This is a genomic window from Micromonospora sp. BQ32 (genome assembly GCF_059358895.1).
This window is the reverse complement of record NZ_JCADBI010000026.1, coordinates 35,449-62,171: the sequence shown is the minus strand read 5'-3', so window position 1 is coordinate 62,171 and position 26,723 is coordinate 35,449. Positions and strand designations below refer to the sequence as shown.

The window sequence follows — 26,723 nt, the reverse complement described above, 5'->3', positions numbered from 1 at the left end:
AACACCTCGCGGACTGGATCGCCACCCGCGGCTACGCCACCAGCTGACCCCAACCACCCAACGACACCGAAGGGCCGGACCCCCACCACGGGGGCCCGGCCCTTCGGCATGTCCAGGGGTCAGTGCTCGTTGCCCGCGCGGACCGGATCGACATCGGGGGCCACCGCAGCCGACTGACCGCCGGAGGCCGACTCGATGCCAGCGACCTCGGCCGACTCGACGCGGTGCGCGCGTCGGCGTAGCCACCAGGTGCTGCCGAGCCCGGCGAGCACGGCGAGGACCAACCCGGCCCACGAGATGTCCTTCAGCCAGTGTTCGGCCGCCCGGCCAACCGAGTAGAGCAGGTACGTCGTGCCGAAGGCCCAGACCAGCCCACCGGCCGCGTTCGCCAGCAGGAAGCGGCGGTACGGCACGTGCAGCGCCCCGGCGAGCGGCCCGGCGAGGATCCGTAGCAGTGCCACGAACCGGCCGAAGAAGACCGCCCAGACGCCGTGCCGCGCGAAGCTCTGTTCGGCGCGGGCGAGTTGCGCCGGGCCCAGGTGTTTGGGGAATCGTCTGCCCAGCCGGGCGAGCAGCGGACGACCGCCGCGTCGGCCAATGGCGTACCCGACGGAGTCGCCGGTGATGGCGCCGAACGCCGCCGCGCTGGCCACCCACTCCGGCTCCACCACGCCGGTGGCGGCGAGCAGGGCGGAGCTGACCAGGACGATCTCGCCGGGCAGCGGGATGCCCATGCTCTCCACGCCGATCACCCCGGCGACGAGCAGGTAGATCACGCCCGGAGGCAGTGCCGACAGCCAGTGCTGAACGTCGATCACTCGGCGCCCCTCCCGAATCGGCCCCGACCCTACCCCGCCGGCCCGACCACGCGGCGCGGTCGTTCGCCAGCCAACCTGTGACGCCAGGTTGCGCAGATAGCAAGACGGACGTACGGTTTTGTTGGAAGCGGAATCGGCGGGTAAGTGTCACCTAACCTCGGCGGCACCCCGACCGGTGCGACAGACTGCTCAGGACTACTCACGGTCGCTGGTGTGAAGGAGTACGACGTGGCGAGCCTCGACACCTTCGGTGCGAAGACCCAGCTACGCGTCGGAGACGCGAGCTACGAGATTTTCAAGATCGACAAGGTGGACGGCCACGCCCGGTTGCCGTACAGCCTGAAGATCCTGCTGGAGAACCTGCTGCGGACCGAGGACGGCGCGAACATCACCGCCGACCACATCCGCCAGCTCGGCGGGTGGGACTCCACCGCCGCCCCGAGCGTGGAGATCCAGTTCACCCCGGCGCGGGTCCTGATGCAGGACTTCACCGGCGTGCCCTGCGTGGTCGACCTGGCCACCATGCGTGAGGCCGTACGCGACCTGGGCGGCGACGCCAGCAAGGTCAACCCCCTCGCCCCGGCCGAGCTGGTCATCGACCACTCGGTCATCGCCGACCTGTTCGGCCGCGAGGACGCGTTCGCCCGCAACGTCGAGCTGGAGTACGAGCGCAACAAGGAGCGCTACCAGTTCCTGCGCTGGGGTCAGACCGCGTTCAACGAGTTCAAGGTCGTCCCGCCGGGCACCGGCATCGTGCACCAGGTCAACATCGAGTACCTGGCCCGCACCATCATGGAGCGCAACGGCCAGGCGTACCCGGACACCGTGGTCGGCACCGACTCGCACACCACCATGGTCAACGGCCTGGGCGTGCTGGGCTGGGGCGTCGGCGGCATCGAGGCCGAGGCCGCGATGCTCGGCCAGCCGGTCAGCATGCTGATCCCCCGGGTGGTGGGCTTCAAGCTCTCCGGCGAGATGCCGGCCGGCACCACCGCCACCGACCTGGTGCTGACCATCACCGAGATGCTGCGCAAGCACGGTGTGGTCGGCAAGTTCGTCGAGTTCTACGGCCCCGGCGTGAGCGCCGTGCCGCTGGCCAACCGGGCCACCATCGGCAACATGTCCCCGGAGTACGGCTCCACCGTGGCGATCTTCCCGATCGACGCGGAGACGATTCGCTACCTGGAGCTGACCGGCCGCGACGCCGCGCAGGTCGCGCTCGTCGAGGCGTACGCCAAGGAGCAGGGCCTCTGGCACGACCCGGACGCCGAGCCGGACTACTCCGAGCGCCTTGAGCTGGACCTCGGCTCCATCGAGCCGTCGCTGGCCGGTCCGAAGCGCCCGCAGGACCGGGTGCCGCTGGGCGCCGCGAAGACGCTGTTCCGCTCCGCGTTGACCGACTACGTCGCCGACGACTCCGTCGGTGAGCGTGACCTCAAGCCGGGTGTCCCCCGCGAGGAGCTGCCGCGCGGCGCCAACGGCCCGGCCGACGAGGCCAGCGCCGAGTCCTTCCCGGCCAGCGACCCGCCGGCCAACGAGTTCAGCGACCCGGCCGACGAGCCGCGTGACCTGGAGACCGCAGCCGTCGGCGCGGGCGGCCGGGCCAGCAACCCGGTCCGGGTCACCGGCGCCGACGGCGTCGAGTACGAGCTGGACCACGGTGCCGTGGTGATCGCCGCGATCACCTCCTGCACCAACACGTCCAACCCGCAGGTGATGATCGGTGCCGCGCTGCTGGCCCGGAACGCGGTGGAGAAGGGCCTGACCCGCAAGCCGTGGGTGAAGACCACCCTGGCGCCCGGGTCGAAGGTCGTCATGGACTACTACGAGCGGGCCGGCCTCACCCCGTACCTGGACAAGCTCGGCTTCAACCTGGTCGGCTACGGCTGCACCACCTGCATCGGCAACTCGGGCCCGCTGCCCGAGGAGGTGTCCGCCGCGGTCAACGAGCACGACCTGTCGGTGGTCTCGGTGCTCTCGGGCAACCGGAACTTCGAGGGCCGGATCAACCCGGACGTCAAGATGAACTACCTGGCGTCGCCGCCGCTGGTGGTCGCCTACGCTCTCGCCGGCACGATGGACATCGACCTGGCCAACGAGCCGATCGGTGAGGACTCCGAGGGCAACCCGGTCTACCTGCGCGAGATCTGGCCGAACAGCACCGAGATCCAGGACGTCATCGCCCAGGCGATCGGCGCCACCGGGTTCAGCGCCGCGTACGCCGATGTCTTCGCCGGCGACGAGCGGTGGCAGTCGCTGCCGACCCCGACCGGCGACACCTTCGCCTGGGAGAACGACTCCACCTACGTGCGCAAGCCCCCGTACTTCGAGGGAATGCAGCAGGAGCCGAGCCCGGTCGTCGACATCTCCGCGGCCCGGGTGCTGGCCAAGCTGGGTGACTCGGTGACCACCGACCACATCTCGCCGGCCGGCGCGATCAAGGCGGACTCCCCGGCCGGCACGTACCTCGCCGAGCACGGCGTGCCGCGCCACGAGTTCAACTCGTACGGTTCCCGCCGGGGTAACCACGAGGTGATGATCCGGGGCACCTTCGCCAACATCCGGTTGCGCAACCAGCTGGTCCCGGGGGTGGAGGGCGGCTTCACCGTCAACCACCTCACCGGCGAGCAGACCTCGATCTACGACGCCTCCGTTGCCTACCAGGAGGCCGGCATCCCGCTGGTCGTGCTGGCCGGCAAGGAGTACGGCTCGGGCTCGTCGCGGGACTGGGCGGCCAAGGGCACGATGCTGCTGGGCGTCCGGGCGGTCATCGCCGAGTCGTACGAGCGGATCCACCGCTCCAACCTCATCGGAATGGGCGTGCTGCCGCTCCAGTTCCCGGTGGACGTCACCGCCGAGTCGCTCGGCCTGACCGGCACCGAGACGTTCACCATCACCGGGGTGACCGCCCTGAACGACGGTGAGACCCCGCGTACCGTGCAGGTCAGCACCGACACCGGCGTCGAGTTCGACGCCGTGGTGCGGATCGACACCCCCGGTGAGGCGGACTACTACCGGCACGGCGGCATCCTTCAGTACGTGCTGCGCCGCATGATCGCCAACTGACGTACCGACGTCACCAGGCTCCCTCCCGCCCTCGGCGGGAGGGAGCCTGCGTCGTTCCCGGGTCGTTCCTCGTGCCGTGCCCCGCCACGGGCTAACCTCTTAGCTAAGGAGGTGCCACGGTGGCCGGTGAAGCTGCGGCGCAGTTCAACATCCACGATGCGAAGACGAACCTGTCACGCATCATCGAACGGGTCGAGCACGGCGAGGAGATCGTGATCAGCCGGGCCGGCAACCCGGTCGCCAAGGTCATTCCTCTTCGTCGGACCACACGCACCGGTCGCGGGTCTCTGCGCGGTGCGTTGGATCTCACCGGTGACTGGGATTCCGACGAGGTCAACGACGAGGTTGCTCGCGACTTCGGGCTGTCCGGATGAGGCTCCTGCTCGACACGCACGTGGTGCTCTGGTGGCTGACCGACGACCCGGTCCTCGCCACGGACATCAAGGACCGCATCGACACCGAACCCGATGTGTACCTGAGCCCGGTCACGCTGTGGGAGGTCGCGATCAAACAGTCGCTGGGCAAGTTGGCCGGCCCGGCCGACCTCGCCGAACGGCTCCGTGACGCCGAACTGCGGGAACTCCCGATCCGCCACGAACACGCCATCGCGGCTGGTCGGCTGCCGGCGATCCACCGGGATCCCTTCGACCGGATGCTGGTCGCGCAGGCCCTGCACGAAGGGCTGACCCTGGTCACCCGGGATGACCGCATCCAGAAGTACGACGTACCGATCCTGGTGGCGTGACGTGGGCCGTCATCGGCGTACGTGACTCGAAGGACCCGGCCGGTCCGACGCTCGCCTTCGACCCGGCGGCCTGGGCCCGGTTCCTGGTGTTGGCCAAGCGCGGCTGACCCCCACTGTCCTACCGGGCGAGTTCGTCAGCCCGGTCGAGCAGCGCTCGGCGCTCAGCGGTCGAGTCGACCGCTGCCGCCGCCTGTCGGAACAGCCCGGCCGCGCGCAGCCGGTCGCCCTGCCGGGCCACCAGGTCGGCCTGCACCGCCACGGCGAGCGGATAGCCGTCCAGCCCGCCCCTAGCGCGCGCCGCGTCGAGCAGGACCAACCCGGCGGCCGGCCCGTACGCGTACCCGTGCGCCACCGCCCGATTGAGCGCGATCACCGGCGAGGGGCGGATGTCAGCGAGCGCGTCGTAGGCACCCGCGATCGTCGGCCAGTCGGTGTCGTCGGCCGAGGCTGCGGTGGCGTGGCAGGCGGCGATCCGGGCCTGCCACGCGTACGGCCCGGCGTGGCGTACCCGATCGAGGGCGGCCAGGCCCTCGGCGAGGGCGGCGCGGTCCCACCGGTCGCGGTCCTGCCGCTCCAGGGTGAGCAGGTTGCCGGTGGCGTCGCGGCGGGCGTCCCGACGGGAGTGCTGCAACAGCAACAGCGCCAGCAGCGCGGCGACCTCGGACTGCTCGGGCATCAGCCGGTGAAGCAGCCGGGCCAGCCGGACCGCCTCGTCGGCGAAGGCCGGCTCGCCGTCGGCGACGTAGCCGCGGGTGAACAGCAGGTACAGCACGGCGAGGACGCCGGGCAGTCGCTCGGTCAGCGCCGGCCCACTCGGCACCCGGTACGGGATGCCGGCCTGGGCGATGCGGGTGCGGGCCCGGGTCAGCCGCCGGGTCATCGTCGACTCGCTGACCAGCAGGAGACGGGCGATGTCAGCCGTCGGCACCCCGCAGACCGTTCGCAACGTCAACGCCACCCGGGCCTCGATCGCGAGCGCCGGATGGCAGCAGGTGAAGATGAGCCGCAGCCGGTCGTCCACCACGTCCTGACCCACCTCCGGCTCCGGCGGCGCGTCGTCCGGAGTGAGCAACGCCAGGTCGTGCAGCTTGCGCCGCTCCACAGTGGCCCGGCGCAGCACGTCGATCGCCCGGTTGCGCGCCACCGTCATGAGCCAGCCGCCCGGGTTGGCCGGCACACCGTCGGCGGGCCAACGCTCCAGCGCGACGGTCAACGACTCCTGGGCGCAGTCCTCGGCCAACGCCCAGTCCCCGGTGACCCGGATCAGGGTCGCGACGATCCGGGGGTACGCCTCGACGCTGACGGCCGCGACGGCCTCCGCCGCCACCGCGCCGGCCGGTGCCGGGGTGCGCACCGGCCGGCTTTGCGAGGTGGACAACTCGGTCAGTCGGACAGGTCCGCGAACGGACGCAGTTCCAGTCGCCCCTGGCGGGCCATCGGGTGGGTGCGGGCCACCTCGATCGCCTCGTCCAGGTCGGCGCAGTCGAGCAGGTCGAAGCCCACGATCACCTCGGCCGTCTCCGCGAACGGCCCCTCGGAGACGAGCAGCTCACCGTCGCGGACACGGACGGTGGTGGCCGCGCTGGTCGACGCGAACACGTTGCCGGTCAGGCGGCGGCCACGAGAGTCGTTCTCCGCCACCCACTTGTGGATGTCGGGCAGCTCGGTGGGGTCGGTGTCCGGCTCGGTGTCGCTGCAAACGAACATCATGTACTTCATCTGGTCGCTCCCTGGTTTCTCGGGGTGTCGTCAGCATGACGATCGGCCGGCAGCGTTCCGGACACCCTCCCCGAAAAACTTTGGTCAGTCTCCGCTGGCGGCGCGGCGGCGGGCCTCGCGGGTCTTCATGGCGTGCTCCATCAGCGTGACGAGCACCTCCTTGCTGGACTCACGCTGCCGGGCGTCGCAGAGCAGCACCGGCACACCCGGGTCCAGGTTCAACGCGGCCTGCACCTCGTCGAGCCGGTACTGCCGGGCGCCCTGGAAGCAGTTCACCGCCACCACGAAGGGCGTGCCCCGACCCTCGAAGTAGTCGATCGAGGGGAAGCAGTCGGCGAGCCGGCGGGTGTCGGCCAGCACCACCGCGCCGATCGCGCCCAACGCCAACTCGTCCCAGACGAACCAGAACCGGTCCTGCCCCGGCGTACCGAAGAGGTACAGCACCAGGTCGTCGCTGATGGTGATCCGGCCGAAGTCCATGGCCACGGTGGTGGTGGTCTTGCCCTCCACCCCGGACAGGTCGTCGATGCCGACCCCCGACTCCGTCAGCACCTCCTCGGTGCGCAACGGCCGGGTTTCGCTGACCGCGCCAACCATGGTCGTCTTGCCCACGCCGAAGCCGCCCGCGACCAGGATCTTGATCGCGGTGGGCAGTGGCGTCGCTCCCGCCGGCCGGTCAGAGTGCCCGTAGTCCATTGATTACCGCCTCGAAGATGCTGTTGTCGGGAAGACCGGCCGTGGTCTGCGGCTCGCGGACCTGCACCAGGCTGCGGGCCGCCAGATCACCGAGAAGCACCCGGATGGTGCCCACCGGCAGGTCGAGATGGGCGGCGATCTCGGCGACGGACTGTATGCGTTGGCACAGCCCGACGATCGCCAAATGCTCGGGACCGAGACCGACCTCGGGCGTGACCTCGGCTCGGGTCGCCGTGACCAGGGAGATCAGGTCGAATGTGCCGGTGACCGGGCGGGCCCGACCACGCGTCACCGCGTACGGACGCACCACCGGACCCGCATGGTCATCCACCCACTGGTGGTCTGCGGACTCCCCCTGGACCGTCATCGCCGCTACCTCTCGCCGACCTGCTGATCAGTGCCACGCGACGGCGATGCGACGTACTTGCCGACGCGGGTGACCAGCATCGCCATCTCGTAGGCGATCAGGCCGACGTCGGCGTCCTCGGTGGCCAGCACCGCCAGGCAGGCGTTACGGCCGGCCGCGGTGACGAACAGGAACGACGACTGCATCTCGATGATGGTCTGCTGGACCTGCCCACCACCGAAACGCTTACCGGCGCCTCGGGCGAGGCTCTGGATGCCGGCCGCCATCGCCGCGAGGTGCTCGCCGTCATCCCGGCTCAACCCCTGGGAGGAGGCCATCAACAGGCCGTCGGTGGAGAGCGCGACCGCGTGTTCGGCCTGCTTCACCCGGCCCACCAGGTCATCCAGCAACCACGTCAGGTCGGCGCTCGAAGCCGTCTTCTGGGTCACTTCGTCGTCCTCTTCTCGCCCGGCTGTGCGCCGTGTTCGTCTGGGGCTTGACCGTCACACCGCGCGGAAATCCGCGTCGTCGGTGCTCGATCAGGTCGCTTGTGGATCCTCGTCGGTCGGCTCGGACGGCGTCGCCGCCGGGGCGCCGGAGGCGCCGCCGAGCAGCCGAGCCGCGTCGGTCCGCCCGCGTCGGGTGCCGGTCTGGTAGGAGCTCATCATCCGGCGAACCTGCTCCGGTGGGCGCACCACATCCTCGTCGTCGGTCTCGGACACCGCAGGGTCGTCTCGCAACTCGGGAACGATGTTCGCCTGTCGGATCCGGACGGGCAGGCCGGAGTCGGTCCGCTCCGCCTCGGCGCGGGCGGGCATCGGACCGCCGTCGCCGGCCGGGGCCAGCTCTCCGTCGGGGGCCTCCGGGCGGGTGCGGTCGACGGCGGGCAGGCCGGTGGGCACGGTCGGGGCTTCCAGGGCTGGCTGAGGCGGGCCGCGCCGGGCACGGGTCGGCAGGTCGGGGGTGCCGGTTGCCGGGGTGGTCCGCTGTCGGGTGGGGAGAACGGCGTCCCCCGCCTCGGCCTCCTCGTCCGTCGTCGGCGCGGTGGTGTCGGCCGGCATCGGCACCGTCGAGGTCACCGCCACCTCCGGCGCGGTCGTCGTCGGTGCGGCGAGCGCGACCGGTGCGAGGGACCCCGGACGGCCACTGTCCGTGGCGGGTGCCGACGGCATCGGGATGGCCGAGCCGGCCCGGAACGAGCCGGAGTCCTCCGGGGAGGCGTCGGCCTCGGTGACCAACTCCAGCGGGATCAGCACCACCGCGGTGGTGCCGCCGTACGCGGACTCCTTGAGCCGTACCCGCACGCCGTGCCGTTCGGTCAGCCGGCTCACCACGTAGAGCCCGAGGCGGGCGGCGTTGGCGAGGTTCAGCTCGGACTGGTCGACGATGCGGTGGTTCGCCGCGGCCAGGTCCTCCTCGCTCATGCCGAGGCCCCGGTCCTCGATCTCGATGGCGAACCCGTTGGAGACCAACTGGCCGCGGACCTCGACGGTCGTGTGTGGTGGGGAGAACGACAGGCCGTTCTCGATCAGTTCGGCGAGCAGGTGGATGACGTCGCCGACCGCGCGGCCGGCGAGCGAGACCGGCCCGAGCGGCAGCACGTTGACCCGGGTGTAGTCCTCCACCTCGGCCACGGCGCCGCGCACCACGTCGACCATCGGGACGTTGCGCCGCCAGGCCCGACCGGGGGTGGAGCCGGAGAGCACGATCAGGTTTTCCGCGTTGCGCCGCATCCGGGTGGCCAGGTGGTCGACCCGGAACAGGTCCTCCAACTCCTCCGCGTCGTGCTCGCGGCGCTCCATCGCGTCGAGCAGGGTGAGCTGGCGGTGGACGAGTGCCTGCGTGCGTCGGGCCAGGCTCAGGAAGACCTCGCGGACGTTGCGACGCAGGTCGGCCTGCTCGACGGCGGTGCGCAGGGCGGTCTCCTGAACGGCGTTGAACGCCTTGCCGACCTGGCCAATCTCGTCGGTGCCGAACTCCAGCGAGGGCGCCTCGGTGGCCACGTCGACCTCTTCGCCGCGCCCGAGCCGCTCCACCACCCGGGGCAGTCGCTCGTCGGCGAGCTGCCAGGCGGCCTCCCGCAGCCGCTCGAGCTGGCGCAGCAGGTTCCGCGCGGTGGTGATCGAGACGACCACGGAGGCGATGACGGCGAGCAGGCCCAGGCCGGTGGCGAGCACCAGTCGGACGACGACCATCACGGCGACGCCGGTGGCCCGGTCCACGATGCCCTCACCGCCGGCGGTCACCACGTCGTTCACCTCGGCCAGCGCCGGCTCGACAGTGCCCCGCCACTGCTCGGCGCCGACCGGCAGCTGGGTCGACGGCCGGCCCTCGCGAATGATGCTGTCCTGCACGGCGCGCAGCCGGGTGAACGCCTCACCCTCGACGAGCTGTTGGTAACGGCGCTGGTCGGCGTCGGCGAGCCGGACCCGGGTCTCCTCACCGACGAACCGCTCCGAGCCGACCAACGCGACGTAGCGGGCATACTCGGCGCCGCTCATCCGACCGTTGCCGAAGAGGCCGCTGAGCAGCGCGTCCTCCTGCGAGATCAGCTCCTTCATCCGGTTGAGCTGGATCAGGGCCGCGGCCTCGCCGGCGATCTGCTTGTCGTCCAGGCTGCCCGTCACGTCGTAGATCTGGAAGATCGACTCGATCGCGTCGGTGTACGCCTCGGCGGCGGCGATCCGGTCGATCTTGCGGTCCAGCACCTCGGCGCGGGTCTGCTCCAACCCGTTGACCTCAGCGATCGTCATACCGAGCTGGGTGTCCAGTGCGGAGCTGCCGGCGATGTCGACCTGCCAGTTGCGCACCGAGGCGGTGAAATCGGCGGCCAGCTGCGCGGTCTTGCGCTGCTCGGCTTCGAGCGCCGTCCGCTGCGCGGCCTCGGGGTTGCTCAGGTACGCCTGGGTCAACCGCCGCTCCACCTGGAGCTCCTGCAACAGCGGCTCGCTCGGCGTGTAGACCTTGCTGTTGAGCAACTGGACACCGAGCAGGTTGAAGCCGTCACGCAGGGTCACCCATGCCGCGAACATCCAGAGCGCGACCAGGGAGAGCAGCAGGGCGACAACCTTGGTGCGGATACTCGTACCGCGAGAGCGCATTGAACCGTCCCAGGCCGGGCGTTGACTCAGCTCATCAACGAATGATCAGAGGGGGCGACGTCCCACCGCAGCGGGGCATCCGGGGCTGAGGCTCTGCGTACGCTAGCAGTGTCCACACAACCCCTCAAGTTGCTGTTTTTGTTGACTGGTAACCGCAATCCACCACCGATCGGTCCACGCCGGCGGCACGGATGCCGGCCAGCCGGCAGGCGGCGAGCACCGTGGCGCTGACGATGACGGTCGGACAGTACAGCTCCTTGCCGTACCACAGTGGAGGGTGCTCCCGGGCGGCGGATTCGTGCAGGTAGGCGTGCCCACGTGCCACGGCGTCGTCGACCCGTGGCACAGTCGTCGGCACCGTCAGCAGCACCTGGAGGGCGTACGCGGTCTCCTCGGCGGTGCCGTCCCATCGCCCCCACGAACCATCCGCGCGCTGGCTGTTCAGCACCCAACCGGCCGCCCGATCCACCGCCTCGGCGGCGGCCGCACCCCGCCCGAACTCGGCCAGTGCCAGCACGCAGCAGGCGGTGGCGTAGTACGGCGAGGCGTGCCACCGGTCCTGCCAGGCGCCGTCCGCGCGCTGGTGCCCGGTCAGCACCGTGCTCAGCCGGTCGACCGCCCGGTGATAGCGCGCGTCCGCGTCCGGGTGCCGGGTCAGGTGCTGACCGAAGGCGTCCAGCACGTGCGCGTTGGTGGTGACCGAGAAGCCGTCCTCCCCCGGCCAGGTGCAGAAACCGTCAGCCGTCTCGTACGCCCACAGGCTGGCCGGGTCCGCCGGACGGCCGAGCCGGGCCAACGCGTCAAGGGATACCGAGGTGGTGTCGGCGTCGGTCGGCAGGCCGTCGCCGGTGGCGATGCCCTGGCCGGCGGTGGCAGCGGTCAGGCTCTCCACGACGGAGGCCGGCGGGTCGACCGTGATCCCGGCGCGACGCAGGCCGCTCAGCACCCAGGCCCGCTCGAAGACGGTGATCGGTGCCGGGCAGGGCACCGGGCCGCCTCCGTCGCGGATCAACGCCCGAAGGAAGGCGTGCGCGGCGGGGCCGGCGGCCGGGCCGGCCACGGTCAGCCAGGCCGCGGTCGCGGCGGGTGAGGCGCCGACCGCGGTGAGCGTGGGCCCGGCGTCGGTGGGTGTCGCGTCCAGGATCTCGTAGAAGTGGGCCAGCTTCGGTGGCAGCGTCGCTCCGGCGGCCACCGCGGACCGCACCGCGCGCAGCCGGTTGCGGTTCAGCCCGGTGGGCAGCGGCAACGGCGGGCGGGGCAGCCGGTCGGCGGTGGCCCGCTCCAGCCCGGCGAGCCGGTCGTTGATGGTGTCGACCAGCGCCGGAACGATGAGGTCCAGCGCGGGGGTGTCCGGCAGAGTCCGGGCGTCGGTGGGGAGCAGCGTGCCGACGAGAGCGCCGAGCCCACGGGCCACCGGGGCGAGCAGTTCCGTCCCGGCCCTGCCGTCGGCCAACGCCGCGAGCAGCGCGTCGGTGGCGCTCAGCGTCGGCACCAGGGCGTACCCCTCGGGTGGGCCCCACGCCCCGTCCGGGCGCTGGCTGCGCAGCAGGAACGCGACCCGCTGGTGGTGCCCGGTCAGCCAGGGAGCGACGGCGACCAGCCGCCCGGTCTCGTACACCGACGCGGCGACCTGCCCCCACGGCCGCAGACCAAGGCCGGCGATCAACTCACGGGCGCTGGCGGCGACCGGGTCGGCGGCGGCCGCCTCGCCGGCGAACACCCGGGTGGCGCCGTCACTCACCGCGCGCCCCAGAAGTCCGACAACTGGTAGAAGCCGCCGGTGAAGGAGATCTGCCGGTTGAGGTAGTCCGCCTGGCGGGGGCACCGCTCGGCGAGGGCGGCCAGGTCCCCCCGGGACCGTGCGGTGAGTTCGGCCAGCCGGTCGTGCACCTGCGCCGGGTCGTCGACCAGCGAAAGGGCGTTCAGGTCACCCCATTCGGCGTCCCGACCGTGGGTGGCCAGGTCGTTGACCAACCGCAGCACCCGCTGCACGCCACGACCGGCGTCCAGCAGGTCGGTCAACTGGGCGAGGGTCCTCTCGTCGCCGGTGGCGATCCAGTGGGTGACGTTGACGAAGGAACAGGCGAGGTTGTCGGCGTTGTCCAGGTACCGGTCCAGGTCCGGCAGCCGCCGGCCGGTGGTCGGATCGGTCGGCAGGTGCTTCCAGTCCCACTCCCGCGCCACGGCGGCCAACATTCGGGCCAGCTCGTCCCGCCAGATCGGCCGCAGCCGGACGAACGCCGGGACGGTGGTCAGCTCGTCGCGCAGGTCGGCCAGCAGCCGGGCCAGGTGGCGCCCCGGTGGCGGCGCCGCGCCGTCGGCCACCGCGAGGCAGTCGGTCACCACCTCCCGGACGTCGTCGACGGACCGGGCGAGGTAGTCGACCTGCCAGTCAGCGGCGAAGACCCAGAGCAGGGTACGGGTGGTGATCCGCAGTTCCGCGGCGGTGTGCCACGGCGCGGTGAAGGCGATGGCGGTGGCCACCGAACTGAGCAGCGCCGGGTCGAACGGCGCGGCGCCGAACAGCTCCGGGTGAGCGGCGGTGACATCCTGAAGGTCGCGTACGCCCCGGACGGCGAGCGCACACACCCGGCCCTGTTCGGCGACCGCGTCCTGACCGGCCCGCGCCGGTCGCGGGGTCTCCGTCACGATGCGACCGGGCGCTCGACCGGGGTGAGGATGAGCTCAGCCCGCTGCTTGGGTTGCAGCGAGGCGCCCATCCGGGGGGTGAGGTCGACCGGTTCGCGTAGTCGGAAGCGGTAGCGGCTCAGCACGGTGCTGACGATGAGCTGGGCCTCCAGCAGGAACAGGTACTGCCCGAGGCACTGGTGCGGGCCCCCGCCGAACGGGAAGTAGGAGTAGCGGTAGCGCCGCCGGGGCAGCTCCGGCGCGAACCGCTCCGGGTCGAACAGCGCCGGGTCGGTCCAGAACGTCGACATCCGCTGGGTGACGTACGGACTGACCAGCACGGTGCCACCGGCCTTGATCCGCACCCCGCCCAGCAGGTCGTCGCCGACCGCGGTGCGCGGGATCATCCAGCCGGCCGGGTAGAGCCGCAGCATCTCGTCGAGCACCATCCGGCCGTAGCGCAGCTGGGGCAGGTGCTCGCGGCCGACCCGTTCGGCGCCGACCACCTGCTCGATCTCGTCGGTCATCCGCTCGGCCACGTCGGGCCGGGACGCCAGCACCGGCCAGAGCCAGGAAAGCAGGGCGATGGTGGTCTCGGTGGCGGTGGAGAACATCGCGACCACGTCGCCGCGGATCGCGTACTCGTCGGGTTCGCTGCCGTCGGCGCGCGGCCGGCAGAGCGTGGAGATGATGTCGTCACCGTCGGTGGGATGGGCCCGGGCCTCCCGGATGATCGGCAGCACCACCTCGTCGATGGTGCGCACCGCGTCGCGGAAGCGCCGGTCGCCGGGCATCGGCACCGCGTACGGCACGGCGGGCATCAGCAGTCGGGGGAGCATCGCGGTGGTCACGGTGTCCAGCGCGGCGCTGATCCGCAGGGCGTCGGGGACCGAGATCCGGTCGGCGAAGAGCACCCGCATCGTGGTGCGAAGGACGATCCGGGTCAGCTCGGCGCCACCGTCGATCGGGCGACCGGCGAGAGTCGGCTCGAGCCACTCGTCGACCGCCTCGTTGATCGCCTCGGCCATCTTGTCGACGAGCGTCTCGGCCCGCTTGGCGGTGAACAACGGTTGCAGCGCGCCTCGGCTGGACTCCCAGATCTCACCCTCGGCGACCAGGATGGCGTCACCGACGATCCGACGCACGGGTCGCCAGAGCAACCCGTCGCCGTCCCGGGTGTAGTTGGCAACGTTGTCCCGCAGGACGCGTTGCAGGTGCTCAGGATGGCTGACCAGATAGGGGCGGAACGAGCCGAGATTGAGCCGGACGACCTCGCCGTCGGCGTCCTGCGCGAAGTCGACGAGCGCGCCCAGCGGATCGCGGACAAGTGCCGGCAGAGCGCGTCGTAACGGGATTGTCCGGGGCTCGGTGCTGACGGTGGCGGGGCGCGCCTCGGACACCTGCGACATCGAACCACGTCTCCTCGTCGTCCCGGCGACCGCAGTGGTCCACTTCGGTCGGGCGGGTTGATGAAACTCTCACCTTCTGGGCCGACGGAAGCATCTCACCAAACGAGGGGCACCTCCAGACTTGCGGACTGCGCAATTTCCATCTACACGGACACACGCACATCGATATCCCGACGTACTCAACTCCTGAATGGATGGTCAGCCGTAGCGCCGCGGCCAACCAGCGCGACGGGCGGAACGGCCGGGTGCCGCCGACCTGGCTGCGGCATCGGCACCAGCCGGGCGGCGTCGGGCCGACCGGTGCGGGTCAGTGACCCGGGACGCACCGGTCCCCCCGAATCCGGGCGATGCCCGGCACCCTGTGCCAGGCTCTGTGGCATGGACGACAAGACCATCCTGAACCGGATCTCCGAGCTGGTCGACGAGGAACACAAGCTGCGTGCCGACGCCCAGGCCCACGAGTCGGGCACCGAGGGCGAGGCCAGCGAGCGACTGCGCGCCCTGGAGGAGTCCCTCGACCAGTGCTGGGACCTGCTGCGCCGCCGACGGGCCGCCCGGGAGACCCACGGTGACCCGGACGCCCAGGGCGAACGCCCCAAGCCCGAGGTGGAGCGCTACCTGCAATAGCCGGGCCTGGCGGGTCGGGCGGTATGGCCGCCCGACCCGCTCCGATCAGCGCAGGCCCGCCTCGTGCAGCAGCTCTCCGGTCAACAGGCCGGGGTCCACCTGCTCGGCGGGCAGCCCCCGGGCCGCGAACCAGGCGCCGACCACCCGCACATCGCGGGCCAGGAACTCCGGCCCCTGTGGGTTCGCCACCACGTCGACCACCTGCGGCAGGTCGATCACGACCAGCCGGCCCTGGTGCACGAGCAGGTTGTACGGCGACAGGTCGCCGTGCGCGTAGCCGGCCCGAGCCAGCACCCGCAGCGCCTCCACCAGTTGGGCCCACAGGTCACGCAGTTCGGTCGGGCCGGGTCGCAACTGGGCCAGTCGGGGCGCCGCCTCCCCCGACTCGGCGTCACCGACGAACTCCAGCATCAGCTCGGTGCCCCGCAACTGCACCGGGTACGGCACGGCGATCCGGTCGTGCCCGGCGCCGATCTCCCAGAGCCGGCTCAGCGCGGCGAACTCGGCCGCCGCCCACTGCCCGGCGATCATCTGCCGGCCGAACGCCGTGCGGCCGGCCATCGCCCGGTTCTCCCGGGACCGGCGCACCCGACGGCCCTCCAGGTAGCCGGCGTCACGGTGGAACAACCGGTGCTCGGGATCGCGGTAGCGTTTCACCGCGAGCAGGCAGGACCGGTCGGTGTCGGGCACCGCCCGGCGGACCAGGTGGACGTCCGCCTCCTTGCCGGTCTTCAGCACACCCAGCTCGGTGTCCTTGGCGGCCAGCTCGGTGACCAGCCAGCTCGGGTGCGGCTGTGGCCCGTGCACGGCGTCGTCCCAGGACGACCAGCGCTCGCCGGTGTCCGGGTCGGGCTCGCTGTCCGGGTCCGCGAGCGGCTCGGTGGGCCGCCCGCGCTTCAGGAACTGCGGTTCGTCGTCGTCGAAGCGGCTCTTGCCGCGGCTTCGGCGCTCCAGCGCCGGAAGGTCGTGATCGCGCACTGTGGTGAGGTTCCCTTGGTCGAGGCTGAGATAGGCGGCTGGAAGCGACCTGCAAAGACGGCCATGACCGACCCCCTCTCCTCGACCGGGCACACGCCCGGGATGCACCATGCGCGGACAATGCTGGTACCACCACGGCGGGCGGTCAACCGAATTACCGGGCCACCACCCGAACGACCGCTCGGACGTACGACCTCCGGCGCGGGACCCTCAGCGGGCCAGGACGGTGGCGACCGCGGCGATCAACCCGTCCGCGGTGCGGCTCGGCGCGAACCGGACGTCCGACCAGGTGCGCCCCCGGTGCAGCCAGACGCTGGGCAGCCCGACGGCGGCGGCGCCGCCGATGTCCGCCTCCGGGCTGTCACCGATCACCCACGCCCCCCGCAGCGGCATCCGGACCCGCTGGGCGGCGAGCGCGAAGATTCTCGGGTTGGGCTTGCTGACGCCGGCCTCCTCGGAGATCACCCAGTCCGCGACGTACTGGTCCAGCCCGGTCTGGCGAATCTTGGCGTCCTCGACGCGAACGGTGCCGTTGCAGACCACCACCGGCACCCAGCCGGCGTCGTCGGCGATCCGCAGCGCGCAGGCGGTCAGCGGGTCGAGCCGGGTCTGCGCCACCACCCCGTCGTGCAGCTCCTCGACCAGGTCGATCGAGGGAATGCGCAGCTCGTAGCGGTCCCGGATGGCGTCGGCGAGGTCCCAGCGGTCGGTCAGACCGTCGGCGTCGATCGAGACCAGCCAGTCGATGTCGGTGTGGGGCGCGCCGATGCTGTCCAGGAAGCGCTCACCCCAGCGGCGGAACGGCCCGGCCCGATCCAGCAGGGTGTTGTCCAGGTCCAGCAGGAGCAGTGGCACTCGGGCACCCTACGGGACCGACGTGTCCGCCAACAGATGCGGCGGGTGTCGACCTGACGAAGGGCTCAGCCAGGCATCGACAGCCGCGGGCCACCCTGGTCCGCCAGCCGGTCGACGAGCATCGAGTGGGCCGCCCGGGTGGCCGCGAGCACGGCGGGATCCAGCGTCGCCACGAGCACCGCCGTGCCGTCGTTCGCCCCGCGAGCCAGCACCCGCCCCTCGGGGTCGTAGACGGCCGCACCGCCGTTGAACAGCCACGGCGCGACACCGCCGACCGCGTTCGCGAAAACCACGAACATGGTGTTGTCCAGGGCACGTGCCGCGTAGTAGAGATCCCGGCGGTGCTCGGAGCCGGCCAGGTATCCGCTGGGGCACAGGTAGCCGTGTGCGCCGTCGAGGGCGGCGGCCCGGCCGTGCTCGGGGAAACAGCCGTCGTAGCAGATGCCCAGTCCGAGCCGCCAGTCGTCGACGAGCAGCGTGGCCCCCCGCCCGCCGGGGGTGAACAGCTCCCGTTCGTCGCCCCACAACTGCTGCTTGTCGTACCCGACCCGCACCTCGCCGGTCCGGTCGACCACCAGCGCGGCGATGGTCCGCCGGCCGTCCGGGTGCCGGACGGCCGCGCCGACCAGCGCGGTGACGCCGGCCTCGCGCGCCGCGACGCGCAGCGGGTCGAGCCGGGGATCCGCGACCATCCCGGCCGGGTCGGCCGCGACGTCCGTGCCGGCCGGGTCGGCGGCGAGGACCGGCGGGTGGTACGCGCAGAGGAACAGCTCCGGCAGGACGGCCACCCGGGCGCCCCGCTCGCCGGCTCGGCGGACCAGGTCGGCGGCGATGACCGCGTTGCCGGCGACGTCGCCCGGCGTCGGGGTGGCCTGAACGGTGGCCACGGTCAGCGGGGAGCTGGGCAGGGTGCGGGGCTGGGTCACCGGGCGATGGTAATCGGCAACATCCCAAGCCGTACGTACGGTTTGCATGCCCCGAGGTGACCTGCAACGATCGACGTGTGCCCAGAGTAAGCCAGGACCAGCTCGACGCTCGCCGGCAGGAGATCCTCGCCGCAGCCCGGGCGTGTTTCGCCCGGCTCGGCTACGAGGGAGCGACCGTACGCCGCCTCGAGGAGGCCACCGGCCTGTCCCGCGGTGCGATCTTCCACCACTTCCGCGACAAGGACTCGCTCTTCCTGGCCGTCGCCGAGGACGACGCCGCGGCCATGGTCGAGACGGTGGCCCGCAACGGCCTGGTGCAGGTGATGCGCGATCTGCTCGCCCGCGCCGTCTCCCCCGACACCACCGGCTGGCTGGGCAGCCAACTGGAGGTCTCCCGGCGGCTGCGCACCGACCCGGCGTTCGCCCGGCGGTGGGCGGAGCGGTCCGCCGCGATCGCGGAGGCGACCCGGGACCGGCTGGCCCGCCAGCGCGACGCCGGGGTGCTGCGCGAGGACGTACCGATCGACGTGCTGGCCCAGTTCCTGGAGCTGGCCTACGACGGCCTGGTGCTGCACCTGGCCATGGGCCGACCGGCCGGTGACCTGGGCCCGGTGCTCGACCTGGTCGAGGAGGCGGTCCGCCGGCACTGACCGCGCGGACTCCGGTCGGTCACCCGTGGCGAGGCTGCTCCACAATGAGGCCGCCGATCCCTCCGGTGACAGGAGCAGTCGATGAACGTCCACGCCGCGTCCGGCGACACCTGGGGCATCTCCGGCCCGACCTTCCTCCGGTACTACCTCGTGGCGGCCATCCTGGTGGTGGCGATCGCGGCGTACTACCGGATCCGCCTCGCGACCGGCACGGGCACTGCTGTCACCGCCGAACCGCTCGGGCCGCAGCAGGTCGCGTACCTCAACGGTGGCCCGCAACTCGCGGTGCACGCCGCGCTGGGCGGGCTGCGCGGCAGCGGCGCGGTGGGCGTACGACCGGACCGTCGGCTGACCACCGGCGATACCGCGCCGACCGGGCTCACCCCACTGGATCAGGCCGTCCACTGGGCCGCCCACCAGCACTCGCGAGTCCGGGACCTGCCGCAGGACGAGCGCGTACGCACCGCGCTGGACCAGATCCGCAACGGCCTGGAGCAGCGCGGGCTGCTGACGAACGACACGCAGCGCGCCCGCGCCCGCCTCTGGAACCGGTTCCTGCTGGCTCTGCTGGGCCTCGGCGTGCTCCGGCTCTTCTCCGGCCTGTTCAGCGATCGCCCGGTGGGTTACCTGCTGCTCACCCTGGCCGCGCTCCTGGGCGCGGCGCTGCTGCTGGGCCGGGCACCCGTCCGCACCCGAGCCGGTCGCGCCGCCCTCCGTGCCGTCCGCCGCGACCACACCCACCTCGCGCCGGCCTCCGCGCCGGCCTACGCCACCTACGGAGCCGCCGGTGCGGCGATGGGCGTGGCCCTGTACGGCACCGCCTCGCTCTGGGCACTCGACCCGGGCTTCGCCGAGCAGGCCGAAATTCAGCGCCAGGCCATCTCCGGCAACGGCGGCTGGACGGGCGGCTCGGACGGTTCGTCCGGTGGCGGAGGCGACAGCTCCGGTGGAGACGGCGGTGGTGGAGGCGGCGGGTGCGGGGGCGGCGGCGGGTGCGGCGGATGACCGGACCGTCCGGGGTCGGCATCGGCTGGCGTCCGGAGATCGCCGGCTTCGTGGCCGAGCTGCCCGGCCTGCGCTTCGTCGAGGTGGTGGCCGAGGGGGTGCCCGCGTCCGGGCCGCTCCCGCCCGGCCTGACGCGACTGCGGGAACGCGCGGTGACGGTCGTACCGCATGGGGTGCGGCTCTCCCTCGGCGGCGCCGAGCCGGTCGACCCGGCCCGGGTCGCGCACCTGGCCGCGGTGGCGCAACGCCTGGACGCGCCGCTGGTCAGCGAGCACATCGCGTTCGTCCGGGCCGGCGGCCTGGAGGCCGGCCACCTGTTGCCGCTGCCGCGCAGCCGGGAAGCCGTCGACGCGGTCTGCGTCAACGTGGCGCGGGCACAGGCCGAGCTTCCGGTGCCGATCGCGCTGGAACCGATCGCCGCGTTGCTCGACTGGCCCGACGACGAGCTGGACGAGGCGGACTTCCTCACCGAGATCCTCGACCGGACCGGGGCACTGTTGCTGCTGGACGTGGCCAACGTGCACGCCAACGCCCGCAACCGGGGCGCCGACCCGCTGGCGTTGCTGGACCGCCTGCCGCTGGAGCGGGTCGCGTACGCCCACGTGGCCGGCGGCGCGGAGCACGGCGGTTTCTACCACGACACCCACACCGACCCGGTGCCCACAGCGGTGCTGGAGCTGGTCGGCGCGCTCTGCGCCCGGCGGCGACCGCCGGCGCTGCTGCTGGAGCGCGACGGCCACTACCCGCCGGCCGCCGAACTCCGCGCCGAACTGGACGCCCTGGCCGACGCTGCCGGCTTCCCGGCCGTGACATGACGGGCACACCCGACGGCGACGCCGCGCCCACCCCCCGCGCCGGGCTCGCCGAGCGGCAGGCCGAACTGGTCGCGGCGCTGGTCGCCGGGGGTGAACCACCGGCGGGGTTCGCGCCGGGCCCGCTGGCCGCCACCCGCGCGGCCCTGCTGCGCAAGCGGGCCGGCGAGGTGGCTCGGCACTGGCCACTGCTCGCCGCCGGCCTCGGTGCCAGGTGGTCGGCCACCTTCGCCGACTGGGCCGCCCGGCGACCCACTGCCGGATCGCTGCGCGACGGTTGGGACCTGGCCCGGGCGCTGCACGACCAGCACGCGCTCCCCCCGGCGGCCGCCGAGGAGTTGGCCGTCCGGGAGGCACGCCTGCGCTACGACGGGCGCCGGGCGCCGCGTCCCCGCCGGGCGCCGGCGGTGAGCCGCGCCGGCGGTGCCGTCGCGGTGCAGATCGCCGGCCGGGTACGCCTGCTGCGCCCCGCCCCACGGGTGTCCACCCGTGCTGGCGACGGGGTACCGAATGCGGCAGGATCGAAGTTATGGATCTCGGACTGACCGATCGCGTGTACGTCCTCACCGGTGCCTCCCGCGGCTTGGGTTACGCGACCGCGCAGAGCCTGGTCGCCGACGGGGCGCGGGTGGTGCTCTCGGCCCGGAACCCGGACGCGGTGGCCGCCGCCACGCAGCAGTTGGGTGGCCCGGGGCACGCCGTCGGGCTGACCGCGGACCTGACCGACCCGGAGACGCCGGGGCAGCTCGTCGCCGCCGCCCAGGAGCACTTCGGCCGGCTCGACGGCGCGCTGATCTCGGTCGGCGGCCCACCGGCGGGCAACGCCGCGGCGATCACCGACGAGCAGTGGCGGCTCTCCTTCGAGACCGTCTTCCTGGGCACCATCCGCGCGGTCCGCACGATCGCCGCCGCACTGCCCGAGGGCGGCGCGATCGGGCTGGTGCTCTCCACCTCGGCCCGCGGCCCGGTGCCCGGCCTGGGCATCTCCAACGGTCTACGGCCCGGCCTGGTCGGCGCGGCCAAGGACATCGCCGACGACTACGGCCCGCGTGGCGTTCGGGTGGTCGGGCTGCTGCCCGGTCGGATCATGACCGACCGCAACCGGGAACTCTTCGCCGCGACCGGCGACCCGGATCGCGCCCGCGCCGACGCGGAGGCCAGCATCCCGCTGCGCCGCCTCGGTGACCCCGCCGAGTTCGGCCGGGTGGCCGCGTTCGTGCTCTCCCCCGCCGCGGGCTACCTCACCGGAATCACCCTGCCGGTCGACGGCGGCGCGCTGCGCGGGCTGTGACCCCCGAGCGGGCCCGTGCGGTGACGCCGCCCGAGCCGGCCCGACCGGCCCGTGCCGTGACGCCGCCCGAGCCGGCCCAGCCCGACGGCCCGGCCGTTGATCGACTTGGGCTCAAGGAAACCGGGCGGTCGACGCGACCAGGACACCCCGACTTCCAGGAACCCGAGTCGATCAACGCAGGGCACACCGGACGGCCGAGACCCGGGGACCGGGCCGACCGTCACCCGACGGCGACGCCTGGGACGGCCCGACCCACCCGGACGGACCCGGCGACGGCAGAGACGGCCCGACCCACCCGGACCGACCCGGCGGGCACCGCCCAACCCACCCGGACCGACCCGGCGGGCACCGCCCAACCCACCCGGACCGACCCGGCGGCGACCGCCCGACCCACCCGGGCGGAGCTGGCGGCGGCCGCCGACCGGACCATCCCCGACGTGCTCGCGCCTGGGCTGGCGGTGCTCTTCGTCGGCATCAACCCGGGCCTGTGGTCGGCCGCGACCGGGTGGCATTTCGCCCGGCCCGGCAACCGGTTCTGGCCCGCCCTGCACCGGAGCGGGTTCACCCCCCGGCTGCTGCACCCCAGCGAACAGGACGAGCTGCCCGCGCTCGGGCTCGGCATCACCAACATGGCCGCCCGGGCCAGCGCCCGCGCGGACGAGCTGAGCGCCGAGGAACTCCTGGACGGCGCGACAATCCTGACCGACAAGGTGGCCCGGTACCGGCCGCGCTGGGTGGCCGTGGTGGGGGTGACCGCGTACCGGATCGGTTTTCAGCGGCCGAAAGCCACCTTCGGGCCGCAGCCGGAGTCGCTGGCCGGGGCCCGACTGTGGGTGCTGCCCAACCCGAGCGGCCTGAACGCGCACTTCACCCCGGTGACCCTGGGCCTGGCGTTCGCCGAGTTGCGGGCGGCGACCGAGCTACCGGCCCGTTGAGCCGCCGGACTACCGACTACCCGACCCTTGATCGACTCGGCTTCGAGGAAGGCGTGCTGTCAACGCGACCAGGACACCGCGATCTTCAGGAGCCCGAGTCGATCAACGCGCGGGGCTCGCCGGAGTGACCGCGACGGACGGGAGCCGCGTCTGGTTGACCGTCAGTTGGCGGCGGCGGGCGGCAGCACCTCGTCGGCGCGGTAGGTGCCCAGCGGCATGACCACCGGCTCGGGGCCGGTCGCGTCGACGAACGGGGTGGGCGAGTCGGCGACCGCGAACTGGGTCCGGTAAAGCTCGGCGTAGAGCCCGCCGACCGCGACCAACTCCTCGTGCCGACCTCGCTCGACGATCCGCCCGCCGTCCAGGACCAGGATCTGGTCGGCGTCGCGGACGGTGGAGAGCCGGTGCGCGATCACCAGCGCGGTACGCCCGGCCAGCGCCACCGACAGCGCCCGCTGCACCGCCGCCTCGCTCTCCGAATCCAGGTGTGCGGTCGCCTCGTCGAGGATCACGATCGACGGGGCCTTGAGCAGCAGTCGCGCGATCGCGATGCGCTGCTTCTCGCCACCGGAGAACCGGTAGCCGCGCTCGCCCACTGTGGTGTCCAGACCGTCGGGCAGCGCCCGGACCAGGTCGGCCACCTGCGCCCCGGCCAGTGCGGCCCAGATCTCGTCGTCGGTGGCGTCCGGTTTGGCGTAGCGGAGATTCTCGGCGATCGTCTCGTGGAACAGGTGAGAATCCTGAGTGACCACACCGATCTCGTCACGCAGCGAGGCGAGCGTCGCGTCGCGCACGTCCACCCCGCCGACGAGCACCTGCCCGTCACTGACGTCGTAGATGCGGGAGATGAGCATCGACAGGGTCGACTTGCCGGCCCCGGAGGGGCCGACCAGCGCGACCATCTGCCCCGGCTCGACGCTGAACGAGACGCCCTTGAGGACCGGTTCGTTGACGGTCCGGTCGAGCGTGGCGACCTCCTCCAGGGAGGCGAGGGAGATCTCGGCGGCGCTCGGGTAGCGGAAACGCACGTCGCGGAAGTCGACCCGGCCGGCGCCCCGGGGCACCGGCACCGCGTCGGGCTTCTCCACGATGCCCGGCTTGAGGTCGAGCACCTCGAAGACCCGGTCGAAGGAGACCAGCGCGCTCATCACGTCCACCCGCACGTTGGAGAGCGCGGTGAGCGGCCCGTACAGGCGGGTGAGCAGCAGCGCGAGCGTCACCACGGTGCCGGCGCTGACGCCGCCGGTCACCGCGAGCCAGCCGCCGAGACCGTAGGTCAGCGCCTGCGCCAGTGAGGCGACCAGCAACATCGCCACGAAGAACGTGCGGGAGTACATCGCGGACTGGATGCCGATGTCGCGGACCCGCTCGGCCCGGTCGGCGAACCGGCGGGCCTCGATCTCGGGCTGGCCGAAGAGCTTCACCAGCAACGCGCCGGCCACCCCGAACCGCTCGGTCATGGTCGCGTTCATCTTGGCGTCGAGGTTGTACGCCTCGCGGGTGATCTCCGCCAGCCGTCGACCGACCCGGCGGGCCGGAATGATGAAGATCGGCAGCAGCACCAGCGAGAGCGCGGTGATCTGCCAGGAGAGGGTGAACATCACCGCCGCGGTGAGCACCAGCTGGATGACGTTGCTGACCACACCGGACAGGGTGGAGGTGAACGCCCGCTGGGCGCCGAGCACGTCGTTGTTGAGCCTGCTGACCAGGGCGCCGGTCTGGGTACGGGTGAAGAACTGCAACGGCATCCGCTGCACGTGGTCGTAGACCCGGGTGCGCAGGTTGAGGATGATGCCCTCGCCGATGCGGGCGGAATACCACCGTTGGGCCAGCGAGAGCAGCGCGTCGGCGACCGCCAGCGCGGCGATGAACAGGGCCAGCCGCACCACGAGCCGGCCGGCCTCGGTGCCACCCCGGTTGATCGCGTTGATCACGTCACCGGCGAGCACCGGCGTGGCCACGCCGATGATGGCGGCCAACACCACGGTGGCCAGGAAGACGACGATGTCGCGCCGGTAGGGCTGGGCGAACGCGACGATGCGGCGGGCCACCCCGCGCTGGAGCCGGTGGGTGGAGACCTCGTCGCGGTTGCGCATCGACCGGAGCATGCTCCACCCGGCCATGCCACCGCCGGACATCGGGTTGGACATCGCTCACCTCCGGGTTGCCGGGCAGACCGCACCGTCAGGTCAATTCTCCCGACGAGTGTGACAACCTCAGTCGTAACCCGGATCTTCCCGTGCGGTCCTTACCTATTCTCCCCTGCCGGCGAGGTCACGCAGCCGACGGGTCTGCGCCTCCCGCTCGGCGCGCTGCTGGTCGGCGTGCGACCGCCCGGCGGCACCGGCGAGCAACGCCTTGATCTCCACCACCGCGTCGCGGGCCCCGGAGAGCAGGCCGGCGGTCAGGTCCCGCACCGCGCCGTCCAGCTCGGCCGGGGGCACGACCAGGGTGGCCAGCCCGATCCGGTCCGCCTCGGCGGCGTCCAACCGGCGGCCGGTCGCACAGATCTCCAACGCCCGCGAATACCCGACCAGCTCGACGAGGCGTTTCGTGCCGGCCAGGTCGGGCACCAGGCCGAGCGTCACCTCGGCCATCGACAGCTTCGCGTCCGCGGACAGCACTCGAAGGTCGCAGGCGAGCGCGAGCTGGAAGCCGGCACCGATCGCGTGACCCTGCACGGCCGCGACGGAGACGACATCCGGCCGGTGCAGCCAGGTGAAACCGGCCTGGAACTCCGCGATGCGCTCGGCGCACTCCTGCTCGGGCAGCGTGGCCAACTCGGCGAACGACCCCGGGCCGGACGCACCCGCCACCGCGAGATCGAGGCCGGCCGAGAACGCGCGACCCTCACCCCGGACCACCACCACCCGGACGTCGCCGGGCAGGTCGCGGGAGAAGTCGCTCATCGCTCGCCAGATCGCGGGCGTCTGGGCGTTGAGCACGTCGGGCCGGCACAACGTCACCGTGGCGACCGGCCCGTCGCAAGTCAGCCGAACCCCGGTCGCCTCGGCTGTCACCGGACGTCCCGGGGCGCGGCGCTGGTGGACGACGCTGAGGGGCGGGTCACGCCTTCTTGCGGCGCCGGGCACCGCCGCGCTGACGCAGCTGCACCCCGGACTCGGTGAGCACTCGGTGGATGAACCCGTAGGAACGGCCGGTCGAGGCCGCCAACGCGCGGATGCTCTCCCCCGAGGTGTACCGCTTTACCAGGTCCTTGGCGAGCGTCTGACGCTCGGCTCCGATGATCCGGCGACCCTTCTCAGTGCTGGTGGCTGTGCCAGTGGCTGCCATGCTGTGTCCTCACGTCCCAGACTGTGCGGTTCGGATACGGTCCCACCTATTAGACCGCCTCGAACGATCATGCGCCAGATATCAACTCTTCGCCAACCGACACGCTATGCAATGTCAGCTTCCCGATAGAGTGATCCTGGCGATCAGGCCCGCCGCGGCGTCCACGCGTACCACCGGTGGCGCTGGCGGCTGCCGACGACCCGTAGCCTTCGGTCGTGATCGACCTGTTGAGCAGCGCGGGCGCTGCGGCCGTGGTCTTCGCCGCCACCGACATCGACGACATCGTCATTCTGACGCTGTTCTTCGTCGCGGCCCGCACCACCGGCCAACCCCGCACCTGGGAGATTGTCGCCGGCCAATACCTCGGCATTGGCGCGCTCGCGCTGGCCAGCGCGGTGATCGCGGGTGGCCTCCTGGTGGTGCCCGACCCGTGGACGGGGTTGCTCGGTCTGCTGCCGATCGCGCTCGGCGTACGCGCGCTGCGGGCTTCGGATGACGACGAGACGCCTGCGGTCGTCACCGGAGCGCTCGGCGTGGCCGGGGTGACGATCGCGAACGGCGCCGACAACGTCGCGGTCTACGTACCCGTCTTCCGGGCCCTCGGTGTGGCCGACAGCGCCGTGTTCCTGCTGGTCTTCGTGCTGCTGATCGCGCTCTGGTGCGTGGCCGGGGCCTGGCTGGGCGGACACCGGAGGGTGGTCCGGCTGGTCCAGCGTGCCGGCGCCTGGCTGGTGCCGACGATCTTCATCGCGATCGGGCTGGTGATCCTGGTCAGCTCCGGTGTGCTCGGCCGACTGGCCGACCTGCTCGGCTGAGAGCCCG

General features: G+C 72.2%; 27 protein-coding genes and 1 pseudogene. 12 read left to right on the top strand and 16 right to left on the bottom strand.

Annotated features, from left to right (window positions below; all coding sequences use genetic code 11):
• Positions 1-119: 119 nt before the first annotated feature.
• Positions 120-818 carry a DedA family protein gene (locus AC5L30_RS31245; RefSeq protein ID WP_494871709.1) on the bottom strand — a complete coding sequence of 233 codons (699 nt, stop codon included), beginning with the start codon at positions 816-818 and terminating at the stop codon, positions 120-122.
• Between the two features lie 213 nt (positions 819-1,031).
• On the opposite strand from AC5L30_RS31245, the gene AC5L30_RS31240 reads away from it, so the two are divergent.
• The 4 genes and pseudogenes from AC5L30_RS31240 to AC5L30_RS31225 all read left to right on the top strand — a co-directional run.
• Positions 1,032-3,884: an aconitate hydratase gene (locus AC5L30_RS31240; protein ID WP_494871708.1), complete on the top strand. Its 2,853-nt coding sequence runs from the start codon at positions 1,032-1,034 to the stop codon at positions 3,882-3,884.
• A 119-nt stretch (positions 3,885-4,003) separates the two neighbouring features.
• Positions 4,004-4,258: a type II toxin-antitoxin system Phd/YefM family antitoxin gene (locus tag AC5L30_RS31235; RefSeq protein ID WP_030491531.1), complete on the top strand. Its 255-nt coding sequence runs from the start codon at positions 4,004-4,006 to the stop codon at positions 4,256-4,258.
• On the top strand, positions 4,255-4,629 hold the full coding sequence (locus AC5L30_RS31230) for a type II toxin-antitoxin system VapC family toxin (RefSeq protein WP_494871707.1): 375 nt from the start codon (positions 4,255-4,257) through the stop codon (positions 4,627-4,629). The genes AC5L30_RS31235 and AC5L30_RS31230 overlap by 4 nt, the downstream gene beginning before the upstream one ends.
• A gap of 8 nt (positions 4,630-4,637) precedes the next feature.
• Positions 4,638-4,736 (top strand): annotated as a pseudogene (locus AC5L30_RS31225) (DUF397 domain-containing protein); the annotation flags it as partial.
• Between the two features lie 11 nt (positions 4,737-4,747).
• Here the strand turns inward: AC5L30_RS31225 and AC5L30_RS31220 are convergent.
• The 9 genes from AC5L30_RS31220 to AC5L30_RS31180 all read right to left on the bottom strand — a co-directional run bounded on the left by AC5L30_RS31220 (position 4,748) and on the right by AC5L30_RS31180 (position 14,474).
• Positions 4,748-6,007, bottom strand: coding sequence for an RNA polymerase sigma factor (locus AC5L30_RS31220; RefSeq protein ID WP_494871705.1), 1,260 nt, complete (start codon positions 6,005-6,007; stop codon positions 4,748-4,750).
• 5 nt (positions 6,008-6,012) lie between these two features.
• Positions 6,013-6,348: a YciI family protein gene (locus AC5L30_RS31215; protein WP_494871704.1), complete on the bottom strand. Its 336-nt coding sequence runs from the start codon at positions 6,346-6,348 to the stop codon at positions 6,013-6,015.
• A gap of 84 nt (positions 6,349-6,432) precedes the next feature.
• A complete protein-coding gene (locus AC5L30_RS31210; RefSeq protein ID WP_366338967.1) occupies positions 6,433-7,044 on the bottom strand; it encodes a GTP-binding protein in 612 nt (203 codons plus the stop codon).
• On the bottom strand, positions 7,025-7,411 hold the full coding sequence (locus AC5L30_RS31205; RefSeq protein WP_030337267.1) for a DUF742 domain-containing protein: 387 nt from the start codon (positions 7,409-7,411) through the stop codon (positions 7,025-7,027). Before AC5L30_RS31205 ends, AC5L30_RS31210 begins: the two co-directional genes overlap by 20 nt.
• Before the next feature lie 5 nt (positions 7,412-7,416).
• Positions 7,417-7,839, bottom strand: coding sequence for a roadblock/LC7 domain-containing protein (locus tag AC5L30_RS31200; protein WP_030337269.1), 423 nt, complete (start codon positions 7,837-7,839; stop codon positions 7,417-7,419).
• A gap of 90 nt (positions 7,840-7,929) precedes the next feature.
• The gene (locus AC5L30_RS31195; RefSeq protein WP_494871703.1) at positions 7,930-10,491 is read right to left on the bottom strand and encodes a sensor histidine kinase; all 2,562 of its coding nucleotides are present in this window, start codon (positions 10,489-10,491) and stop codon (positions 7,930-7,932) included.
• A gap of 124 nt (positions 10,492-10,615) precedes the next feature.
• Positions 10,616-12,232 carry a prenyltransferase/squalene oxidase repeat-containing protein gene (locus AC5L30_RS31190; protein ID WP_494871701.1) on the bottom strand — a complete coding sequence of 539 codons (1,617 nt, stop codon included), beginning with the start codon at positions 12,230-12,232 and terminating at the stop codon, positions 10,616-10,618.
• Positions 12,229-13,140: a terpene synthase family protein gene (locus tag AC5L30_RS31185; RefSeq protein WP_494871700.1), complete on the bottom strand. Its 912-nt coding sequence runs from the start codon at positions 13,138-13,140 to the stop codon at positions 12,229-12,231. The genes AC5L30_RS31190 and AC5L30_RS31185 overlap by 4 nt, the downstream gene beginning before the upstream one ends.
• Positions 13,137-14,474 (bottom strand): cytochrome P450, encoded by a 1,338-nt coding sequence (locus tag AC5L30_RS31180; RefSeq protein WP_494871713.1) that lies wholly within the window; start codon positions 14,472-14,474, stop codon positions 13,137-13,139. Before AC5L30_RS31180 ends, AC5L30_RS31185 begins: the two co-directional genes overlap by 4 nt.
• A gap of 432 nt (positions 14,475-14,906) precedes the next feature.
• Here AC5L30_RS31180 and AC5L30_RS31175 point away from each other — a divergent pair, with 432 nt between their 5' ends.
• A complete protein-coding gene (locus AC5L30_RS31175) occupies positions 14,907-15,155 on the top strand; it encodes a DUF2630 family protein (protein WP_091403743.1) in 249 nt (82 codons plus the stop codon).
• Positions 15,156-15,200: 45 nt separating this feature from the next.
• Here AC5L30_RS31175 and AC5L30_RS31170 read toward each other — a convergent pair whose 3' ends face one another.
• The 3 genes from AC5L30_RS31170 to AC5L30_RS31160 form a co-directional block, all read right to left on the bottom strand.
• Positions 15,201-16,133: a serine protein kinase RIO gene (locus tag AC5L30_RS31170; RefSeq protein WP_494871699.1), complete on the bottom strand. Its 933-nt coding sequence runs from the start codon at positions 16,131-16,133 to the stop codon at positions 15,201-15,203.
• A 210-nt stretch (positions 16,134-16,343) separates the two neighbouring features.
• Positions 16,344-16,988, bottom strand: a complete 645-nt coding sequence (locus tag AC5L30_RS31165) for an HAD family hydrolase (RefSeq protein ID WP_494871697.1) — start codon at positions 16,986-16,988, stop codon at positions 16,344-16,346.
• 65 nt (positions 16,989-17,053) lie between these two features.
• On the bottom strand, positions 17,054-17,914 hold the full coding sequence (locus AC5L30_RS31160; RefSeq protein WP_494871696.1) for a carbon-nitrogen hydrolase family protein: 861 nt from the start codon (positions 17,912-17,914) through the stop codon (positions 17,054-17,056).
• Positions 17,915-17,991: 77 nt separating this feature from the next.
• Between AC5L30_RS31160 and AC5L30_RS31155 the strand changes: the two genes are divergently transcribed.
• From AC5L30_RS31155 to mug, 6 genes are all read left to right on the top strand, one after another.
• Complete coding sequence (locus tag AC5L30_RS31155) at positions 17,992-18,564, top strand: TetR/AcrR family transcriptional regulator (protein ID WP_091403732.1); 573 nt, start codon at positions 17,992-17,994, stop codon at positions 18,562-18,564.
• 81 nt (positions 18,565-18,645) lie between these two features.
• Positions 18,646-19,569, top strand: coding sequence for a TIGR04222 domain-containing membrane protein (locus AC5L30_RS31150; RefSeq protein ID WP_494871695.1), 924 nt, complete (start codon positions 18,646-18,648; stop codon positions 19,567-19,569).
• Entirely contained in the window at positions 19,566-20,384 is an 819-nt protein-coding gene (locus tag AC5L30_RS31145; protein ID WP_494871694.1) for an MbnB/TglH/ChrH family RiPP precursor modification enzyme, read from the top strand. The genes AC5L30_RS31150 and AC5L30_RS31145 overlap by 4 nt, the downstream gene beginning before the upstream one ends.
• Positions 20,381-20,926, top strand: a complete 546-nt coding sequence (locus AC5L30_RS31140; protein WP_494871692.1) for an SCO6045 C-terminal-like domain-containing protein — start codon at positions 20,381-20,383, stop codon at positions 20,924-20,926. Before AC5L30_RS31145 ends, AC5L30_RS31140 begins: the two co-directional genes overlap by 4 nt.
• Entirely contained in the window at positions 20,911-21,672 is a 762-nt protein-coding gene (locus AC5L30_RS31135; protein ID WP_494871691.1) for an SDR family oxidoreductase, read from the top strand. Before AC5L30_RS31140 ends, AC5L30_RS31135 begins: the two co-directional genes overlap by 16 nt.
• Positions 21,669-22,607 (top strand): G/U mismatch-specific DNA glycosylase, encoded by a 939-nt coding sequence (mug, locus tag AC5L30_RS31130; protein WP_494871689.1) that lies wholly within the window; start codon positions 21,669-21,671, stop codon positions 22,605-22,607. Before AC5L30_RS31135 ends, mug begins: the two co-directional genes overlap by 4 nt.
• Before the next feature lie 161 nt (positions 22,608-22,768).
• On the opposite strand, the gene AC5L30_RS31125 is transcribed toward mug, so the two are convergent.
• The 3 genes from AC5L30_RS31125 to AC5L30_RS31115 form a co-directional block, all read right to left on the bottom strand.
• A complete protein-coding gene (locus AC5L30_RS31125) occupies positions 22,769-24,745 on the bottom strand; it encodes an ABC transporter ATP-binding protein (protein WP_494871712.1) in 1,977 nt (658 codons plus the stop codon).
• A 114-nt stretch (positions 24,746-24,859) separates the two neighbouring features.
• Positions 24,860-25,627, bottom strand: coding sequence for an enoyl-CoA hydratase/isomerase family protein (locus AC5L30_RS31120; protein WP_494871688.1), 768 nt, complete (start codon positions 25,625-25,627; stop codon positions 24,860-24,862).
• Between the two features lie 46 nt (positions 25,628-25,673).
• Entirely contained in the window at positions 25,674-25,901 is a 228-nt protein-coding gene (locus tag AC5L30_RS31115) for a helix-turn-helix domain-containing protein (protein ID WP_074312753.1), read from the bottom strand.
• Between the two features lie 215 nt (positions 25,902-26,116).
• On the opposite strand from AC5L30_RS31115, the gene AC5L30_RS31110 reads away from it, so the two are divergent.
• Positions 26,117-26,716: a cadmium resistance transporter gene (locus tag AC5L30_RS31110; RefSeq protein ID WP_494871686.1), complete on the top strand. Its 600-nt coding sequence runs from the start codon at positions 26,117-26,119 to the stop codon at positions 26,714-26,716.
• Positions 26,717-26,723 lie beyond the last annotated feature (7 nt).

What these genes read in the sequence shown, in the direction of transcription:
- AC5L30_RS31215 (WP_494871704.1), bottom strand. Translation starts at nt 6,348, where the DNA reads ATGAAGTACATGATGTTCGTTTGCAGCGACACCGAGCCGGACACCGAC.
- AC5L30_RS31210 (WP_366338967.1), bottom strand. Translation starts at nt 7,044, where the DNA reads ATGGACTACGGGCACTCTGACCGGCCGGCGGGAGCGACGCCACTGCCC.
- AC5L30_RS31145 (WP_494871694.1), top strand. Translation starts at nt 19,566, where the DNA reads ATGACCGGACCGTCCGGGGTCGGCATCGGCTGGCGTCCGGAGATCGCC.
- AC5L30_RS31175 (WP_091403743.1), top strand. Translation starts at nt 14,907, where the DNA reads ATGGACGACAAGACCATCCTGAACCGGATCTCCGAGCTGGTCGACGAG.
- AC5L30_RS31115 (WP_074312753.1), bottom strand. Translation starts at nt 25,901, where the DNA reads ATGGCAGCCACTGGCACAGCCACCAGCACTGAGAAGGGTCGCCGGATC.
- AC5L30_RS31135 (WP_494871691.1), top strand. Translation starts at nt 20,911, where the DNA reads ATGGATCTCGGACTGACCGATCGCGTGTACGTCCTCACCGGTGCCTCC.
- AC5L30_RS31205 (WP_030337267.1), bottom strand. Translation starts at nt 7,411, where the DNA reads ATGACGGTCCAGGGGGAGTCCGCAGACCACCAGTGGGTGGATGACCAT.
- AC5L30_RS31125 (WP_494871712.1), bottom strand. Translation starts at nt 24,745, where the DNA reads ATGTCCGGCGGTGGCATGGCCGGGTGGAGCATGCTCCGGTCGATGCGC.
- AC5L30_RS31230 (WP_494871707.1), top strand. Translation starts at nt 4,255, where the DNA reads ATGAGGCTCCTGCTCGACACGCACGTGGTGCTCTGGTGGCTGACCGAC.
- AC5L30_RS31195 (WP_494871703.1), bottom strand. Translation starts at nt 10,491, where the DNA reads ATGCGCTCTCGCGGTACGAGTATCCGCACCAAGGTTGTCGCCCTGCTG.
- AC5L30_RS31150 (WP_494871695.1), top strand. Translation starts at nt 18,646, where the DNA reads ATGAACGTCCACGCCGCGTCCGGCGACACCTGGGGCATCTCCGGCCCG.
- AC5L30_RS31140 (WP_494871692.1), top strand. Translation starts at nt 20,381, where the DNA reads ATGACGGGCACACCCGACGGCGACGCCGCGCCCACCCCCCGCGCCGGG.